13 protein-coding genes are annotated in these 17753 nt (G+C 64.2%); 7 read left to right on the top strand and 6 right to left on the bottom strand.

Annotated elements, in window-relative coordinates; genetic code table 11:
* Positions 1-3 precede the first annotated feature (3 nt).
* Positions 4-633, top strand: coding sequence for a response regulator transcription factor (locus FSY59_RS09455; RefSeq protein WP_003060144.1), 630 nt, complete (start codon positions 4-6; stop codon positions 631-633).
* Between the two features lie 76 nt (positions 634-709).
* Here the strand turns inward: FSY59_RS09455 and FSY59_RS09450 are convergent, their stop codons facing one another.
* A complete protein-coding gene (locus FSY59_RS09450) occupies positions 710-1369 on the bottom strand; it encodes an OmpA family protein (protein ID WP_003060146.1) in 660 nt (219 codons plus the stop codon).
* A gap of 353 nt (positions 1370-1722) precedes the next feature.
* Between FSY59_RS09450 and FSY59_RS09445 the strand changes: the two genes are divergently transcribed.
* A complete protein-coding gene (locus FSY59_RS09445) occupies positions 1723-2898 on the top strand; it encodes a murein transglycosylase A (RefSeq protein WP_003060148.1) in 1176 nt (391 codons plus the stop codon).
* 94 nt (positions 2899-2992) lie between these two features.
* On the opposite strand, the gene FSY59_RS09440 is transcribed toward FSY59_RS09445, so the two are convergent.
* Together FSY59_RS09440 and FSY59_RS09435 are read right to left on the bottom strand one after the other, a co-directional pair.
* Entirely contained in the window at positions 2993-4702 is a 1710-nt protein-coding gene (locus tag FSY59_RS09440; RefSeq protein ID WP_043375850.1) for an MFS transporter, read from the bottom strand.
* A gap of 211 nt (positions 4703-4913) precedes the next feature.
* Complete coding sequence (locus FSY59_RS09435; protein ID WP_003060152.1) at positions 4914-5396, bottom strand: Lrp/AsnC family transcriptional regulator; 483 nt, start codon at positions 5394-5396, stop codon at positions 4914-4916.
* 198 nt (positions 5397-5594) lie between these two features.
* Between FSY59_RS09435 and FSY59_RS09430 the strand changes: the two genes are divergently transcribed.
* Positions 5595-9173 carry an indolepyruvate ferredoxin oxidoreductase family protein gene (locus FSY59_RS09430; RefSeq protein ID WP_148728864.1) on the top strand — a complete coding sequence of 1193 codons (3579 nt, stop codon included), beginning with the start codon at positions 5595-5597 and terminating at the stop codon, positions 9171-9173.
* An 83-nt stretch (positions 9174-9256) separates the two neighbouring features.
* Here FSY59_RS09430 and FSY59_RS27525 read toward each other — a convergent pair whose 3' ends face one another.
* Positions 9257-9424, bottom strand: a complete 168-nt coding sequence (locus FSY59_RS27525) for a hypothetical protein (RefSeq protein WP_155496344.1) — start codon at positions 9422-9424, stop codon at positions 9257-9259.
* Positions 9425-9539: 115 nt separating this feature from the next.
* Here FSY59_RS27525 and yajC point away from each other — a divergent pair, with 115 nt between their 5' ends.
* The 4 genes from yajC to FSY59_RS09410 all read left to right on the top strand — a co-directional run bounded on the left by yajC (position 9540) and on the right by FSY59_RS09410 (position 15273).
* A complete protein-coding gene (gene yajC, locus FSY59_RS09425) occupies positions 9540-9872 on the top strand; it encodes a preprotein translocase subunit YajC (protein WP_003066810.1) in 333 nt (110 codons plus the stop codon).
* An 88-nt stretch (positions 9873-9960) separates the two neighbouring features.
* Complete coding sequence (secD, locus tag FSY59_RS09420) at positions 9961-11859, top strand: protein translocase subunit SecD (protein ID WP_148728863.1); 1899 nt, start codon at positions 9961-9963, stop codon at positions 11857-11859.
* Positions 11860-11870: 11 nt separating this feature from the next.
* The gene (secF, locus tag FSY59_RS09415) at positions 11871-12827 is read left to right on the top strand and encodes a protein translocase subunit SecF (protein WP_003060159.1); all 957 of its coding nucleotides are present in this window, start codon (positions 11871-11873) and stop codon (positions 12825-12827) included.
* A 55-nt stretch (positions 12828-12882) separates the two neighbouring features.
* The gene (locus tag FSY59_RS09410) at positions 12883-15273 is read left to right on the top strand and encodes a DUF1631 domain-containing protein (RefSeq protein ID WP_148728862.1); all 2391 of its coding nucleotides are present in this window, start codon (positions 12883-12885) and stop codon (positions 15271-15273) included.
* 62 nt (positions 15274-15335) lie between these two features.
* Here the strand turns inward: FSY59_RS09410 and dprA are convergent, their stop codons facing one another.
* Together dprA and FSY59_RS09400 are read right to left on the bottom strand one after the other, a co-directional pair.
* Positions 15336-16529 carry a DNA-processing protein DprA gene (gene dprA / locus FSY59_RS09405; protein ID WP_148728861.1) on the bottom strand — a complete coding sequence of 398 codons (1194 nt, stop codon included), beginning with the start codon at positions 16527-16529 and terminating at the stop codon, positions 15336-15338.
* Positions 16530-16543: 14 nt separating this feature from the next.
* Positions 16544-17731 (bottom strand): LysM peptidoglycan-binding domain-containing protein, encoded by a 1188-nt coding sequence (locus FSY59_RS09400; RefSeq protein ID WP_148728860.1) that lies wholly within the window; start codon positions 17729-17731, stop codon positions 16544-16546.
* Between the last annotated feature and the right edge of the window lie 22 nt (positions 17732-17753).

The following is a 17753-nucleotide window of genomic DNA, read 5'->3' as shown; positions in this document are numbered from 1 at the left end:
TTCATGGAACCTGTAACCGACGCTACCGTCTACGTGGTGGACGACGATGCCGATGTCCGAGAGGCATTGGCATGGCTGCTGCGTTCGCGCAGATTGCTGAGCGAGTGCTATCGCAACGCCGAAGAATTCGAGCAGGCGGTGCTGCAGACCAGCCCCGTGACGCGTCGCCCCTGCTGCCTGCTGCTCGATATGCGCATGACGGGCATGAGCGGCCTGTCGCTGTTCAATCGCATGCTGGAGCGCGGCCAGATCGAGGCCATGCCCGTGATCTTTCTGACCGGCCATGCCGATGTCCCCACGGCCGTGGATACGGTCAAGCGCGGTGCCTTCGATTTCTGCGAAAAGCCGTTTTCCGACAATGCGCTGGTGGACCGCGTGGAGCAGGCGCTGGCGCTGTCTGCCGAGCATCTGGCCGCCTTGCAGGCGCGCGAGGAGGTGCGCGGCCGCTTGGGCGAGCTGACCGATCGTGAAAAGGACGTGATGAAGCTGGTCGTCGAGGGCGTACCGAACAAGCTCATCGCCGATCAGCTCGACATCAGCGTGCGCACCGTGGAAGTGCACCGGGCGCGGGTCTTCGACAAGATGCAGGTCAAGTCGGCCGTGGAGCTGGCCAATCTGCTGCGCAACGCCTGAGCCGCAGCCTGCGCACTGCGCAAGCGCCATGAAGAAAGCCCCGCTTTGCGGGGCTTTTTGCTGGCTGGTGCCTGTCTTACTGAGGAGCGCGCTCACCGACGAAGATTTCCACGCGGCGATTGCGCGCACGGCCTTCGTTGGTGGCATTGGAAGCCACGGGCTGGTGCGAGCCCATGCCCTGCACCTGGATGCGGGCACCGTTGACGCCACGTGAGGTCAGATAGTTGCGGGTGCTCTCGGCACGCTGCAGCGACAGCGGATTGTTGATGGCATCGGAGCCGGTGCTGTCGGTGTGACCGATGATGCGCACTTCTGCGTTGGGATTGTTGCGCAGACCTTCGGCAAAGCGGTCGAGGATGGGGGCGAAGTTGCTCTTGATGTCGGCGCGGCCGGTATCAAAGGAGATGTCGCTGGGGATGTCCAGCTTGAGCTGGTTGTCCGCAGTCTGTGTCACGCCCACGCCTGTGCCCTGGGTCGCGGCTTCCATTTCGCGCTTTTGCTTTTCGAGGTTCTGCGACCAGATATAGGAGCCCAGTGCACCGACACCGGCACCGATCAGTGCTCCCTTGCCGGCATGGCCACCGGCGATGGCTCCGATGGCAGCGCCGCCCAGTGCGCCCACGCCTGCGCCGGTGGCGGTGCGGCGTGTGGTGTCCGACATGCCGCCGGTATTGGCACAGCCGGTGATCAACAGAGCAGAGGCCAGAGCGGCCGTCACAGCCAATTGCTTGCGCATAGAAAACTCCTTAGTTTGATGAACGACCCGGAGGGTCCTGCAAACCAGCTTCGCGTTAAAGCTGCAAGGCCTTGAGCGTACTGCCAAGAGAAACCGAAAAAAGTAGGACGCGTGCCAGCGCGCGGTTTCTGATGCAAAAGATTGTCACAATCAGGCCGCGCACCCATGGCGCAAGCGCCATCGGCTAAGCTCGATCGGGGCCCTCCCGCCCGGAGTCTGCAGGCGCTTGCGGAGACGCAGGCGGCTCGGCCGGGGCCGGCAACTCACCCTTTTTCCGACCCGAGAACATGGTCCACCACACAATAGCGACCAGAATGGCCAATGCCAGCAGTGCTTCAAGCAAAATCAGACCCATGAATTTCCATCTCCTGCGCCGTTTTTCACTGGCGCTGATTGTAGGAACCCTGGTGGCCTGCACCACCACCAAGCAGCAAAACGATCCGGCACCGGTGCCCGAGATGGCGCCGCATGGCGGGCCAGCCTCCACGGCCAAGCCGCCGTTCACCGCCAATGTACCGACAAAAAGCCGCTGGGTGGCGGTGGACTGGGGCGAGCTGCCCGGCGTGCCCCAGGATTCCCTGAACGAGGCCTGGAATGCCTGGATCAAGAACTGCGAGCGTCCCAGCACCGTGTTTGCCAATCTGTGCGGCGAGGTGCGCCGCCTGAGCATTGCCTCGGAAGACGAGCAGCGCAGCTGGATGATGAACACGCTGCAGCCCTATCGCATCGAAGCGACCACGGGCAGCCCCGACGGCATGCTGACCGCCTATTACGAGCCCTTGTACGAGGCGCGCCGGGTGCAGGGCAACGGCTTCAATGTGCCCATCTATCAGGTCCCGCAGGGCTTTGGCAAGCGCAAGCCCTGGTTCACGCGCCAGCAGATCGACACCAACCCCGAGGCCCAGGCCGCCCTGGCCGGCCGCGCCATTGCCTGGCTGCGCGACCCGGTGGACATGCTGGTGCTGCATATCCAGGGCTCGGGCCGGCTGATGCTGACCGAGGCAGACGGTCGCCAGCGCATGATCCGCGTGGCCTATGCCGGCACCAACGATCAGCCCTACAAGAGCGTGGGCCGCTGGCTGCTCGACCAGAACCTGGTGCGCGATGCCACCTGGCCCGGCATCAGCGCCTGGATTGCCGCCAATCCCTCGCGTGTCAACGAGATGCTCTGGAGCAATCCGCGCTATGTGTTCTTCCGCGAGGAGGCGCTCAACGACTTCGATGCCCAGTTCGGCCCCAAGGGCGCGCAGGGCGTGGCGCTGACGCCGGGCCGCTCCATTGCCGTGGACCGCAACAGCATCCCCTACGGCACGCCGGTCTGGCTGTCCACGCCCGGCCCTACGGTCTCGCTCAACCGCCTGGTGTTCGCGCAGGATACGGGCAGCGCGATTCTGGGCGCCGTGCGCGCCGACTATTTCATGGGCTGGGGGGCTGAGGCCGGTGATGTGGCGGGCCGCATCAAGCAGCCGCTCAAGCTCTGGGCCTTCTGGCCCAAGGCCTTGGCCGGATCGGCGCCGCATCTGCGCTGATACAGAAACAGGAGCTGCCAGTGATTGTCAGTCAATGGATTTCGGTAAATAACTATCTGAAATTATTTAACTGAAAGCGCTGGCAAGCTCTCTTTTAAAGAGCGTCGGTGAAGTAGCGCTGCACCACGGGCGGCTCCTTGCCCTTGTGAAAGCTCAGCTTGCGGTCGCGCAGCGCCACATCGGCGGTCGTCACGCGCTCGAAGCGGCGCAGATGCTCGGTCCAGGATTCGTCGGTGATCTGCTCCACGAAGCGCTCTGGCTGGCTCATGCTGTGCAGCAGGCTCCAGGACAGCGCGCCCTGGCGCAGGCGGCTGCGCCGGCTCAGCTGCATCAGATCGCGGAAGGCGCCGGCCCTGGCCGGATCGATCAGGTACTCGATAGTCACCACCACGCGGCCGGCTTCGGGCGTCAGCGCGGCCGTCGGCGGCGTGAAGGCGCGCGAAGGGCTGAGGTCTTCCTCGATGTCGCGATCCGGGTTCAGGCGCTGCACGATCAGCAGGGCCGTCAGCCCGCTGACGGCGGCCACCGCCATGCTGATCTGCACCGAGCCCAGGCTGGCGATCTTGCCCCAGATGGCGGCGCCGATGGCCGTGCTGCCCATGATGGACATCTGGTAGATGGACATGCCGCGTGCCCGCACCCAGTTGGGCAGGGCCATCTGCGCGGCCACGCCCAGCGTGTTGGCCGTGGCCAGCAGGGCCAGGCCCGAGAGCATCATGCCCGGCACGGCCACGGCGATATGGGGCGCGAAGGCCACGGTCAGCGTGGCCAGGCTTTGCGCGGCGACGCCGGCCAGCACCGTGCGCTCGCCCGACAGCATCTGGCGTATGCGCGGCAGCAGCATGGCACCCAGGATGGCACCCGCGCCCATGGATGCCAGCAGCAGCGTGAAGGTGCCGGCACTGCCGCTGCTGGCCGTGCCGTGGTCCAGGCGCTGGGCCGTCAGCGGCAGCAGCGCCATGATGGCGGCGGCCTGCAGAAAGTAGCAGACGGTGCGCAGCAGCACGGCATGCATGCGCGGCGACTCCTGGATGAACTGCAGGCCCACGCGCATGGCCGAGCCCAGGCGCTCGCGGCCCAGCGGGTTGGCGGGCTGCTGGCGCTTCCAGCGCAGCAGCACAAAGCCCGAGACGATGGACAGCACGGCATTGAGCACAAACACCCAGGCACTGCCCAGGCTGGCAATCAGGGCGCCCGCCACCAGCGGGCCGATGATGCGCGAGGCATTCATGGCCACGCCGTTGAGCGCCATCGCAAAAGGCAGATGGTGCTTGGGCACCAGCTCCGGGATCAGCGCCGAGAACACCGGCCAGCGCATGGCCAGGCCGATGCCGTTGGCAAACACCAGGGCCAGCAGCAGATAGGGCGTCAGCTGGCCGGAGAGCACGGCCAGGCACAGCAGCAGCGCCACGGCCGCCACCCAGAACTGGGTGACGATGAAGTAGCGGCGCCGGTCCAGGATGTCGGCCAGCGCCCCGCTGGGCAGGGCCAGAAAGAACACCGGCAGGGTGGAGGCCGACTGCACCAGCGCCACCAGCACCGGCGAGGTGGTCAGCGATGTCATCAGCCAGGCGGCCGCCACATCGTTCATCCACATGCAGATATTGGCCGTCATCCAGATCATCCACAGCATGCGGAAGGTGGGCGTGGCCAGCGGTGTCCAGACGCCCGGGGCCGCAGCCGGCGGCGCGCCGCCGTCATGCATGGCCGAGGGATCTTCCAGCAGCTTGCCTGCAGGGACCTGGCCGGAGTCTGAATTTATTGGATTTTGGGAAGCGCGTGCTGCGGAATCATCGTGGGCCATGGTGCACGATTCTGTAGCAGGAAAGTTGTGCTGACAAATACGTAGTTCCTCACAACGCCAGACTGCGGCGGCCACCTGTCGCAGCGGTGACGATTGCTATTGATCAGTGAGCTTGTAGCGCATGACAGTCAATGATTTCAATACAAATATGGTAGGTATTACCTATGGATAAAGCGGTACGCGCTTCACTTTTGAAGTGCGCTGGACGGGCTCAGGCATGCGTCAGCGTGCTGGGCAGCGGCAGCGCGCTGCTGGACTTGACCTCGCCCAGCGAAAAAATCGTGTGCACGTCTTTGACGTTGGGCAGGCGCAGCAGCACATTGCGCACAAAGCCGGAAAAGCTCTCCAGGTCCCTGGCCACGACCTGCAGCTCGAAGGTGCCCGCGCCGCTGATGTAGTGGCAGGAGGTGACCTCGGGCAGCAGGCGAATGGCTTCCTCCATGCGCAGCGTGATGTCGGCCGTGTTCTGTGCGGCATCCACGCGCACAAAGGCCAGCACGCCCAGGCCCAGCTTGTGGCGGTCCAGCGTGGCGTGATAGCCGGTGATATAGCCCGACTCCTCCAGCGCGCGCACGCGCCGCCAGCAGGGCGCGGCGGACAGGCCCACGCGCTGGGCCAGCTCGGCATTGGTGAGGCGGCCATCCATCTGCAGCTCATTCAGGATGGCCCAGTCGAAGCGATCAAGTTGATTCATGATTCGCAATTTACAGCAAGATTCTTTCAAAAACTAGGTTAATCCCGGCAATAAAAAGAAAGCTCTATTCGGGGCATTTTCCGTAAACTTTGCTCAAACAACTTGCGTTCCGTGCCTCTGGCGCAGGAATGCCCAAAGCAATATGCTGCTCTGGTAGCCAACAGCTGCCACGGGTGGTCACCCACATGGAGACAAGCCATGAATGCCCCTTTGCCCGATGAAGTCCGTCGTGCCCTGGAGTCTGTGACTCTGGACGACAAATATTCCCTGGCCCGCGGCCGCGCCTTTATGAGCGGCGTGCAGGCCCTGGTCCGCCTGCCCATGCTGCAGCGGCTGCGCGATGCGCAGGCCGGGCTCAATACCGCAGGCTTCATCAGCGGCTATCGCGGCTCGCCCCTGGGCACCTACGACCAGTCGCTGTGGGCGGCCAAAAAGCATATGGAGGCGAATCACATCGTCTTTCAGCCCGGCGTGAACGAAGAGCTGGGCGCCACGGCCGTCTGGGGCACGCAGCAGCTCGATCTCTACCCCGAAACCAAGAAGTTCGACGGTGTCTTCGGCATCTGGTATGGCAAGGGGCCGGGCGTGGACCGCTGCTCCGACGTGTTCAAGCACGCCAATATGGCGGGCACGGCCAGGCATGGCGGCGTGATTGCGATCGCGGGTGACGATCACATCAGCAAGTCCTCCACGGCCGCGCACCAGAGCGACCACATCTTCAAGGCCTGCGGCACGCCGGTGTTCTTCCCCAGCAACGTGCAGGACATCCTGGACATGGGCCTGCATGCCTTTGCCATGAGCCGCTTCTCGGGGCTGTGGTCGGGCATGAAGACGATCCAGGAGGTGGTGGAGTCCTCCTCCTCGGTGCTGGTGGACCCGGATCGCGTCAACATCATCCTGCCCGAAGACTTTCAGATGCCCGACGGCGGCCTGCATATCCGCTGGCCCGATCCGCCGCTGGAGCAGGAAGCGCGGCTGATGAACTACAAGTGGTATGCGGCCCTGGCCTATGTGCGCGCCAACAAGCTCAATCACAACGTGATCGAGGGGCCCAACGACCGCTTCGGCATCATCGCCAGCGGCAAGGCCTATAACGACACGCGCCAGGCCATGGCCGATCTGGGGCTGGACGAGGACACCTGCCACCAACTGGGCATCAGGCTGCACAAGGTCAACGTGGTCTGGCCGCTGGAGGCCACCATCACGCGCGATTTCGCACGCGGCCTGCAGGAGATTCTGGTGGTCGAGGAAAAGCGCCAGGTCATCGAATACCAGATCAAGGAAGAGCTCTACAACTGGCGCGACGACGTGCGCCCCAATGTGGTGGGCAAGTTCAGCGACGAGCATGGTGGCGAATGGTCGCTGCCCAACCCCAGCACCGACTGGCTGCTGCGCCCCACGGCCGATCTGACCCCCGCCATCATTGCGCGCGCCATTGCCCAGCGCCTGAATAAGCTGGGCGTGCCCGAGCATGTGCAAACGCGCATGCAGCAGCGTCTGGCCGTGCTCGACGCCCGCGAAGCGGCGATCAAGGCGGCCAAGGAAGTCTCCACGGGCGACCGCACGCCCTGGTTCTGCAGCGGCTGCCCGCACAACACCTCGACACGCGTGCCCGAAGGCTCGCGCGCCGTGGCCGGCATCGGCTGCCACTACATGACCACCTGGATGCCAGACCGCCGCACCAGCACCTTCACGCAAATGGGCGGCGAGGGCGTGACCTGGGTGGGCCAGGCGCCTTTCACCACAGAGGCCCATGTCTTCGCCAATCTGGGCGACGGCACCTATTTCCACAGCGGGCTGCTGGCCATCCGCCAGAGCATCGCGGCCGGCACCAACATCACCTACAAGGTGCTCTACAACGACGCCGTGGCCATGACGGGCGGCCAGCGCGTGGGCGAGCGGCCTGAAGGCCATTCGGTGCTGCAGATCATGAACAGCCTGCTCTCCGAAGGCGTGCGCAAACTGGTCATCGTCACCGACGAGCCCGAGAAATACGATGGCGTGAAGCTGGGCGAGGGCGTGACCGTGCACCACCGCGACGAGCTGGATGCGATCCAGCGCCAGTTCCGCGAGCTCAAGGGCTGCACGATCATCATCTACGACCAGACCTGCGCCACCGAAAAGCGCCGCCGCCGCAAACGCGGCGTGCTGAGCACGCCCGACAAGACCGTGGTCATCAACGAGCTGGTCTGCGAGGGCTGTGGCGATTGCTCGGTGCAGTCCAACTGTCTGTCGGTGGAGCCCGTGGAGACCGAGTTCGGCCGCAAGCGCCGCATCAACCAGAACAGCTGCAACAAGGACTATTCCTGCGTCAAGGGCTTCTGCCCCAGCTTCGTCACCGTCGAGGGCGGTCAGCTCAAGAAGCCCAAGCAGGACAAGAAGGGCAGCCTGGAAGCCCTGCCCAGTATTCCCGAGCCCGTGCTGCCCGTGGCCGAGCAGGCCTGGGGCATCGTGGTGGCCGGTGTCGGCGGCACGGGCGTGATCACCATCGGCTCGCTGCTGGGCATGGCCGCGCACCTGGAGGGCAAGGGCGTGGTCACCCAGGATGCGGCCGGTCTGGCGCAAAAAGGCGGCTCCACCTGGAGCCATATCCAGATCGCCAACCGCGCCGATGCCATCTACACCACCAAGGTGGACATGGCCAAGGCCGATCTGGTCATCGGCTGCGACCCCATCGTGGCGGCCACGCCCACCACCTTGTCGGTGATGCAGCCGGGGCGCACCTATGTGGCGCTCAACAGCCATGCCGCGCCCACGGCCAGCTTTGTGGGCAACCCCGACTGGCAGTCGCCTGCCGCACGCTGCGCCACGGCACTGGCCGAGGCCGTGGGGCATGGCGCCCTGGGCAGTTTCGACGCCGAGAAGGCTTCCACCGCCTTGCTGGGCGACAGCATCTACGCCAACCCCATGATGCTGGGCTACGCCTGGCAAAAGGGCAAGGTGCCGCTGAGCCATGCCTCGCTGATGCGCGCCATGGAGCTCAATGGCGTGCAGGTGGCGCGCAACCAGGAGGCCTTTGAATGGGGCCGCCGCTGCGCCCACGATCTGGAGGCCGTGCGCGCTCTGTATCAGGCATCGCAGGTGATCCAGTTCGTCAAGAAGCCGTCGCTCGAGGAAATGCTGGACAAGCGTGTGGAATTCCTCACGGCCTACCAGAACGCGGCCTATGCCCAGCAGTACCGCGACTTCGTGGCCAAGGTGCGCACGGCGGAAGAGCCGCTGGCCCAGGGCACGCGCCTGTCCCAGGCCGTGGCGCGCTATCTGTTCAAGCTGATGGCGTACAAGGACGAGTACGAGGTGGCGCGTCTGCACACGCAGGCGGCGTTCACCCAGAAGATCAGCGACATGTTCGAGGGCGACTACAAGCTCGTGCATCACCTCGCGCCCCCCGGCTTTGCCAGGAAGGACGAGCAGGGCCATCTGCTGAAAAAGTCCTATGGCCCCTGGATGCGCAAGGCCATGGGCTGGCTGGCCGGCATGAAGGGATTGCGCGGCACGGTGCTCGATCCCTTCGGCCGCACCGAGGAGCGCCGTACCGAGCGCGCCCTGATCGTCGAATACCGCCAGTGCATCGACACCCTGCTGACGGGCCTGACGGCCGACAAGCTGGCGCTGGCCGTGGAGATCGCCTCCATCCCCGAGGACATTCGCGGCTACGGCCATGTGAAGGAGCACCATCTGGCGGCGGCACGCATCAAGTGGCAGGCGCTGATGACGCGCTGGAACGGCGTTGCGGCGCCCGCGGCTGCAGCAGTCCTGCGGATGGCAGTGAACTAATTGCGCCGAAGCGCATCAGAACAAGGCCGGGGCGACCCGGCCTTTGTATTCATGGCCAGAGGCGTGGTCCTGACGGTGGTTTATCAAAAATTGATAGCTGCTAGCGCTTGTTTTGATTGATATTCAAATATAAAACATTCAGAAAACAATGCAGGTAATACGCTTATAGCTATGCTTTTTGTTGGCTTTGTTGATGTGGGAAGGGAGGTCCCCATCGCATCAGGGAATGCCTGTGCTGCGCGGCTGCCCATGCAAATCTCGGGCGCAAGCCAGCCGAATACAATGTCCCGCTGACCTGGCTAGACGCGCAACCGTGCATCTGCCGGGACCTGTTCCTGACAAATTCACTCTTTCGGAGTCTTTTTCGTGTTCATTTCTTCTGCTTTCGCCCAGACCGCTCCTGCCGCCGCTGCTGAAGGCGGCTTCATGGGTTCGCTCACCGGCATGCTGCCTCTGGTGCTGATGTTCGTGGTGCTGTACTTCGTGATGATTCGTCCCCAGATGAAGCGCCAGAAGGAACACCGTTCCATGATCGACGCGCTGGCCAAGGGTGACGAAGTGGCTACCGCCGGCGGCATCATCGGCACCGTGACCCGCATGGCCGAGCAATTCATCTACATCGAAGTGGCTTCCGGCGTGGAAGTCCAGATCCAGCGCTCGGCTGTGGTGCAAGTGCTGCCCAAGGGCACGGCCAAGTAAGCCTGTCTGCTGTGGATTTTGAGGGGTACGGCGCTCGAACAGAGTGTGCGTACCCGTTGTGCGTTGCTGTAAAAAAAAGAGCGCGATCATGAACCGATACCCGGTCTGGAAGTACGCGATCATCGTGATCGCGCTGCTGGTGGGGGTGCTCTACACCCTGCCCAATTTCTTTGGTGAAGCGCCTGCGGTGCAGGTGTCTTCGGCCAAGTCCACCGTGAAGGTGGACAACGCAGTGCTGCAAAAGGTGGAATCTGCCTTGAGCGCGGCCAGCGTCAAAGCCACTTCGCTGTCGCTGGAGGGCACTTCGGTGCGCGCCCGCTTCGATACGCCCGACGAGCAGCTCAAGGCCAAGGACGTCATCCAGAAGGCTCTGGTTGCCGACCCCTCCGATCCCGCCTACATCGTGGCGCTGAACCTGGTGTCGCGCTCGCCCGACTGGCTGACGGCCATCGGTGCCAAGCCCATGTATCTGGGTCTGGACCTGCGCGGCGGCGTGCACTTCATGCTGCAGGTGGACATGGCAGCGGCCCTGACCAAGAAGGCCGAGAGCTATGCAGGCGATCTGCGCTCCACCATGCGCGACAAGAACATCCGCCACGGCGGTGTCAGCCGCGACGGCAACAACGTCACCATCCGCGTGCGCGACGAAGCCACGCTGACGGCGGCGCGCAACCTGATCGCGGACCAGTTTCCCGATCTGGCGGCCACTTCCTCGCCTGATGGCACCGGCTTCAGGCTGGTGGCCTCGATCAAGCCCGAGGCCCTGCGCAAGGTGCAGGAGCAGGCGCTCAAGCAGAACATCGTCACGCTGCACAACCGTATCAACGAGCTGGGCGTGGCCGAGCCCGTGATCCAGCAGCAGGGCCTGGACCGCATCGTGGTGCAGCTGCCCGGCGTGCAGGACACAGCCAAGGCCAAGGACATTCTGGGCCGTACCGCCACGCTGGAAGTGCGCATGGTGGACGAGTCCGCCGAAGCGCGTGCTGCCGAGATGGGTTCCGGCCCCGTGCCCTTCGGCTCCGAGAAGTATCTGGACCGCAACGGCCAGAGCATCATCGTGCAAAAGCAGGTGACTCTGACCGGCGAGAATCTGACGGACGCCCAGCCCGGCTTTGACAGCCAGACCCAGGAGCCCACCGTCAACCTGACACTGGACGCCAAGGGCGCGCGTATCTTCAAGGACGTGACGCGCGAGAACGTGGGCAAGCGCATGGCCATCATCCTGTTCGAAAAGGGCAAGGGCGAGGTGGTGACGGCTCCCGTGATCCGTGGCGAGATCGGCGGCGGCCGCGTGCAGATCTCCGGACGCATGACCACGGCGGAAGCCAACGACACCTCGCTGCTGCTGCGCGCCGGTTCGCTGGCCGCACCCATGGAGATCATCGAGGAATACACCATCGGCCCGAGCCTGGGTGCTGACAACATCAACCGCGGTATCCACTCCGTGGTCTGGGGCATGGTGGCGATTGCGGCCTTCATGTGCATGTACTACATGCTGTTCGGCGTGTTCTCCACGATTGCCCTGTCGGTGAACGTGCTGCTGCTGTTGGCCATCTTGTCCATGCTGCAAGCCACGCTGACCCTGCCCGGCATTGCTGCCATGGCGCTGGCGCTGGGCGTTGCCATCGACTCCAACGTGCTGATCAACGAACGCATCCGCGAAGAGCTGCGTGCCGGTGCCTCGCCCCAGGCGGCCATCCATGCCGGCTACGAGAATGCCTGGCACACGATTCTGGACTCCAACGTGACCACGCTGATCGCCGGCCTGGCCCTGCTGGCCTTCGGTTCGGGCGTGGTGCGCGGTTTTGCCGTGGTGCACTGCATCGGCATTCTGACCAGCATGTTCTCGGCCGTGTTCTTCTCTCGCGGCCTGGTCAACCTCTGGTATGGCGGCAAGAAGAAGCTCAAGAGCGTCTCCATCGGTCAGGTCTGGAAGCCTGAGGGTGAGGGTCTTCGTTCCGTGGCCGGTCGCGGCAGCAACAACTAAGGAGGAAGATCATGGAGTTCTTCCGCATCAAAAAAGACATTCCGTTCATGAGATACGCGTTGGTCTTCAACGCGATCTCCTTCATCACCTTTGCGCTGGCCGTCTTCTTCCTGTTCTCGCGCGGCCTGCATCTGTCGGTGGAGTTCACGGGCGGTACGGTCATGGAAGTGGCCTACACCCAGCCGGCCGATATCGGCAAGGTGCGTGAAACCGTTTCCAAGCTCGGTTATGCCGATGTGATCGTGCAGAATTTCGGCACATCCAAGGATGTGATGATCCGTCTGCCCGTGCAAAAAGGCGTGACGACTGCCCAGCAAAGCGAGCAGGTGATCACTGCGCTGAAGGCCGAGGATGCCGAGGTCACGCTGCGCCGTACCGAGTTTGTCGGCCCCCAGGTGGGCGACGAGCTGATGCACAACGGCCTGATGGCGCTGGGCATGGTGGTGCTGGGCATCATCATCTATCTGGCCTTCCGCTTCGAGTGGAAGTTCGGTGTGGCGGCCATCATTGCCAACTTGCACGATGTGATCATCATCCTGGGCTTCTTCGCCTTCTTCCAGTGGGAGTTCTCGCTCTCCGTGCTGGCAGGCGTGCTGGCCGTGCTGGGTTACTCGGTCAATGAGTCCGTGGTGATCTTCGACCGTATCCGCGAAGCCTTCCGCAAGTTCCGCAAGCTCAGCACGCACGAGGTGATCGACCACGCCATCACGTCGACCATGAGCCGAACCATCATCACCCACGCCTCGACCGAAGCCATGGTGCTGTCCATGTTCTTCTTCGGCGGCCCCAGCCTGCACTACTTTGCGCTGGCACTGACGATCGGCATCTTGTTCGGTATCTATTCCTCGGTGTTCGTGGCGGCTGCCATTGCCATGTGGCTGGGCGTCAAGCGCGAGGATCTGGTCAAGGCTCCGACCAAGCCCGGCTCGCAAGACCCCAACGATCCCAACGCGGGAGCCGTGGTCTGACGCTTTGAGCATTGCGGCGGGCGCATAACCGCTCCCGCCGACTTACACTTACGGAATGGCTCCATCGCCGTCTTCCTCCACCGCGCCTGCGGCCCAGCAACAGCTGGGCTGGCAGGCGCGTTTGCGTTGGGTCCATGGCATTTGCCAGGGCCTGCCCAAGGTCGCCCAGCAGCTGGATGAATTTCTTGCCAACCAGACCGGCGTTGTCTCCACGGCCAGGGAGATGCAGGAGTGGCGCGAAGCCTGGGTCGGCTTTCAGCAGCACAAGGACGCCTGGGTACAGGCTTGTTCGCAGGCGCTGCAGCAGGCTGCGCGCAAGCCGCCTTCCCAAGCTGGGGAGAGCAGCGCTTCGGGATCGGCACCGCTGAACTTCGAGCTGCTCAGCGACGATGTCGTCGAAAACAAGATTCTGGCCTCCCGCATGGCCCTGGCCATGGGGGAGACGCTGCAGCCCGGTTTCGAGGCCATGCGCCTGCGCATGCAGGCGCTGGAGGGGCATGAGCTGCCCTCCCGGGACATGTTCCGGGCCGAGACCATCTGTCTGCATCTGGTCGAGCAATGGCTGAGCTGCGGCATGGAGCGCAAGCATTTGCTGCGGGCCATGGAGCCTTTGCAGAATGCGCTGGCGCCGTTGATGGAGTCCGAATACGGCATTTTGCACAAGCTGCTGGATGCCAAAGGCGTCAGCAAGGCCCAGGATGCCCCGCTGCGGGTGAAGCGCACGGAGGGCGGCCCGCCTACCGGCGCCATGCCTCTGGGCGGCGCCAGCGGCTTTGGCCATGCTGCCGAGCCCGGCTGGAGCAGCTCCGCCATGCAGCAGTTCATGTCCGCAGGCATGGCGGCAGGCATCGGCACCGAACCGGGCATTGCCCTGCCGCCGGGCGCCAGCGCCGGTCTCGGCATGCTGGCGCGGGCGCGCCATCGCGCGCTGGATGCCATGAATCAGCTGCGCCAGGTGCTGAGCCAGCCGGCGGTCGGCATTCCTGGCCTGATGCCCGGTGCCCCGCTGGTTCCCATGCCTCCGGCCTCTGCCGCCCTGGCGCAGGCGCTGCAGGAGCAGCAACAGCTGATGGTGGCCGAGCTCCGGGCACAGTATCCGGCTGCGACCGGTTCGGCCATGGCCATGCCTGCCATGGACTACAGCCCGGCAGCGATCGACCAGTTGGTCAATCAGGTGCGCGAGCGCTCGGCCGACTGGAAGCAAAAGGCCCAGACAACGGGGGAGAAGGCGACCATCGAGGTGGTGGCGCTGATGTTCCAGAGCATTCTTTCGGAAGACCGGCTGCCGCCGTCCATTCGTGTCTGGTTCGCGCGCCTGCAGGTGCCGGTGTTGCGCGTGGCCCTGGCCGAGCCACAGTTCTTCAGCGACCTGAATCACCCGGCGCGCAAGTTGATCGACCGCATGGGCTCCTGCGTCATGGGCTTCGATGCCAGCAGCATCAATGGCAATGCGCTGGAGACAGAGATTCGCCGCGTGGTACAGGTGATAGAGCAGTACCCTGAAACCGGGCAGAAGGTCTTCGCCCTGGTGCTGCGCGAGTTCGAGGCCTTTCTCACCAAGCACTTTGCCCAGAACCGGTCCACGGCCAAGATCACCAGCGTGGCCCAGCAGGTGGAGCAGAAGGAAACGCTGGCCATCCAGTACACCATCGAGCTGCGCAATATGCTCACCGATATGCCGGTGCGCGAAGAGGTGCGCGACTTTCTCTTCAAGTCCTGGGCCGATGTGCTGGCCATGGCCACCGTGCGCTATGGCGCCAAGGATGCGCGGGCCATGCGCTTCAAGCAGGCGGCCAGCGAGCTGGTCTGGTCGGCCAGTGCCAAGCCGTCGCGTCAGGAGCGTGCGCGCGTCATCCAGGGCCTGCCGACCTTGCTGCAGACCTTGCGCGAAGGGCTGGAGCTGGTGAGCGTGACGGGCGATGCGCAGTCGACCGCGATCAAGGTATTGACCGATACGCTGGCGCAGGCCTTCATGTCCAAGACTGCGGCCATTCCGGCCGAGCGTATCGAGGCCATGGCCAAGCGTCTGTCGGAGCTGGAAAAATACATCAGCGAGGATGGCAAGCTCGACGATATGCCGCTGTCCAGCGAGAGCATAGAGCTGATGCTGGGCGTGGATGCGGGCGACCTGAACGTCATTCCCAACACGGACAGCCCGGTGGAGCCGGCGATGCTGGAGTGGGCCCGATCGCTGGAAAGCGGCCGCTGGTTCACGCTGGACCACAACGGCAGCCGCGTACAGGTGCAATATGTCTGGCACAGCCGTCGCCGGCATTTGCACCTGTTCGCCTCGCTGGATGGCCATTGCTATCTGCTGCAGGCGCAGCGCATGGCCACCTATCTGCAGGCCAGCCTGCTGGCCGTGCATGACGCCGAGGCACTGACGGTGCGCGCCACACGCGATGCGCTGCAGAAGATTCAGGCGAATCCGGAAAGGCTGGCCTGACCCACAGGCGCGAGGTATCCTCCCGGTGTCTCTTTGCGTAGGGGCGCGAGTTCCGGGGCGTTTCAGCCTTGTGTGAGTCGCTGGTACAGGCCGCCCGGCAGGCGCGCGACCAGGCCGTCGAACTCCAGCTCCATCAGCTGCGCCTGAAGATGGGCGGCATCCCAGCCCGTGCGATCGCTCAAGGACTCCAGCGTCATGGGATCATGGCCCAGCGCCTGCAGCAGCGGGTGCTCGGATATGGATGTCTTATTTCCGGTGGCTTCCTGCGCCTGTTCAGCTTGGATTGGAGCGGGTTCCAGCCCCTGAAGCTCTTCGAGCACGTTGTCGGCAGTTTCCACCAGCTTGGCTCCCTGGCGTATCAGCGCATGGCAGCCCTTGGACTGCGGTGCGTGGATGGAGCCTGGAATGGCAAAGACTTCACGCCCCTGTTCGCTGGCCAGTCGGGCCGTGATCAGCGAGCCCGACTGCAGGGCGGCCTCCACCACCAGCGTGCCTTGCGACAGGCCCGAAATGATGCGGTTGCGCTGCGGAAAATGTTGGGGAAGGGGACCGCTGCCCAGCGGGTATTCGCTGATGACCAAGCCGTGTAGCGCAATTTGCTGCGCCAGTCTGGCGTGAGCGCGCGGATAGACCTGATCCAGCCCGGTGCCGACCACGGCAATCGTGCAGGGGTGTGTGCCTGAACGGGCTTGAAGCGCTCCCTCATGGGCGGCTGCATCGATGCCGCGTGCCAGACCCGAGACAATGCACAGGCCTTGTTCGGCCAGTGCCTGCGCCATGCTGCGTGCATTGATGAGGCCCTGGGCCGAGGGATTGCGGCTGCCCACCATGGCCAGGGTGCAAGGATAGGGAAACCAGGGCCGGGCAGATACCAGCAAGGTCGCCGATCCCTGGACAAACAGCAGCAGGGGCGGATCTTCGGTCTGCAGCAGGCAGTCAGGATATTGGGGGTGGCCCAGATGGATCACGGTGTGCAGCAGCCCCGGCGCGGGGGAGGCCAGCCAGCTGGCCAGTGCGCTGCAATGCTGTTCCCAGTCGGCGGGAGGTTCGGATCCGGCCTTGATCTGGGCCTGGCTGGCACATTCCGCCCAGATGGACGGCGGCAGCCGCCAGACCGCCTCGGCACTGCCGGCCCTGGTCAGCAGCCGGCGTGCCGTGGTGCGCCCCAGGCCGGGCGTCAAGAGCAGGCGCAGCCAGGCCAGGGTCTCGGCATCGGGCCAGGCATGGTGCGCATCTTGGGAGGCGGTGGGCACCATGCTTTGGCTCCATGTCAGGGCAGAGGCGACTGCAGGCCGTCGCCCACATTCACTCCGCGTTGGGCCGTGGTGATGAGCGCGTAGGAAACCCGGTCAAACACCTTGAAGACCATGGCATAGCCATTGGCTTCGTCGGGCAGCTTCACGCGGTCACGACTGGGGCTGGTCTTGTCCACGATGACATTGCCCTTGCTGACGAGTTCCAGCACCGCGCCGATGTCCATGCCGTCCCGGGCCCCCTTGTTGATGGCAATGACCTGATTCTGGGCCGCGTTATAGCCTACCGAGTCGCCGTAGATGGAGACCACGGCGGCGTCCACCGCCTGGCGCGGTGCATGGGGCACATAGCTCAGGTATTGCTGCTCGGGCGAGGGCAGCAGACGGTCGCCGGCGCGGATTTCGTTCTTGGAGCGGATGATGTCCACCGTGCCGGGCGCCGTCTGTGCGGGCTGGCCTGGCTCGGATGCCAGCAAGGTCTCGCCACGCGCGACGGTGGCACTGCCCAGGTACTTGGCTTCGTAGCCCAGGATTTCCCCGGTGACGGGGTCCTTGAGAGGCGTGGCATCGCGGAAGATGCGGTAGCTCGGGGGCTGTCCCTTGCCGGTGGTGATCAGCGCACCACCGGAGTTGCGCACATAGGCGCGATCGCCATTGGCCATGAGCACGCGCTTGTCCTGGGTGGCGATGATGCGCGGCGCCTGTGCCAGTGCCTGGCTGTCCACGACCAGTGGCTCGGTCAGGAAGGGCTCGATCAGGTGCGGCGGCAGCGTGGGCAGGGCCAGATCGTTCAGTGAGGATTCACGTGTCTGCGGTGACACGCGCACCACTTCGGGATCGCCGTTGGGGGCCGTGGTCGACAGACGGGCATAGCCGTTGCTGCGCACCAGATACAGCACCTGGCCGGGGTAGATCAGATGCGGGTTGGCGATGCTGGAGAGGTTCATACCCCAGAGGTCGGGCCAGCGCCAGGGCTGGCGCAGATACAGGCCCGAAATGCCCCACAGAGTGTCGCCGCGCTTGACGGTGTATTGCGCGGGAGCGTTGGGCGCCAGTTCGTGTTCGGGGATGCCTTGCTGAGCGACTTGCTGTGCGGTGGAGCGCTGGGTGGCGGTCACAGGATAGCTCTGGGCGTGGACCGAAGTCAGGGCTGCAAGCAATGTGGCACCGATGCTCAGGGCGCGTGCAGTGGCAAATGCGGTCATGAAATTCCTTCTGGCGGGATTC

It is taken from the genome of Comamonas sp. Z3 (genome assembly GCF_008121565.1).
In the GTDB taxonomy this organism is placed as follows: Bacteria; Pseudomonadota; Gammaproteobacteria; order Burkholderiales; family Burkholderiaceae_C; genus Comamonas; species Comamonas brasiliensis.
The sequence above is the reverse complement of the archived record's forward strand: the minus strand, read 5'-3'. Positions and strand labels throughout refer to the sequence as shown.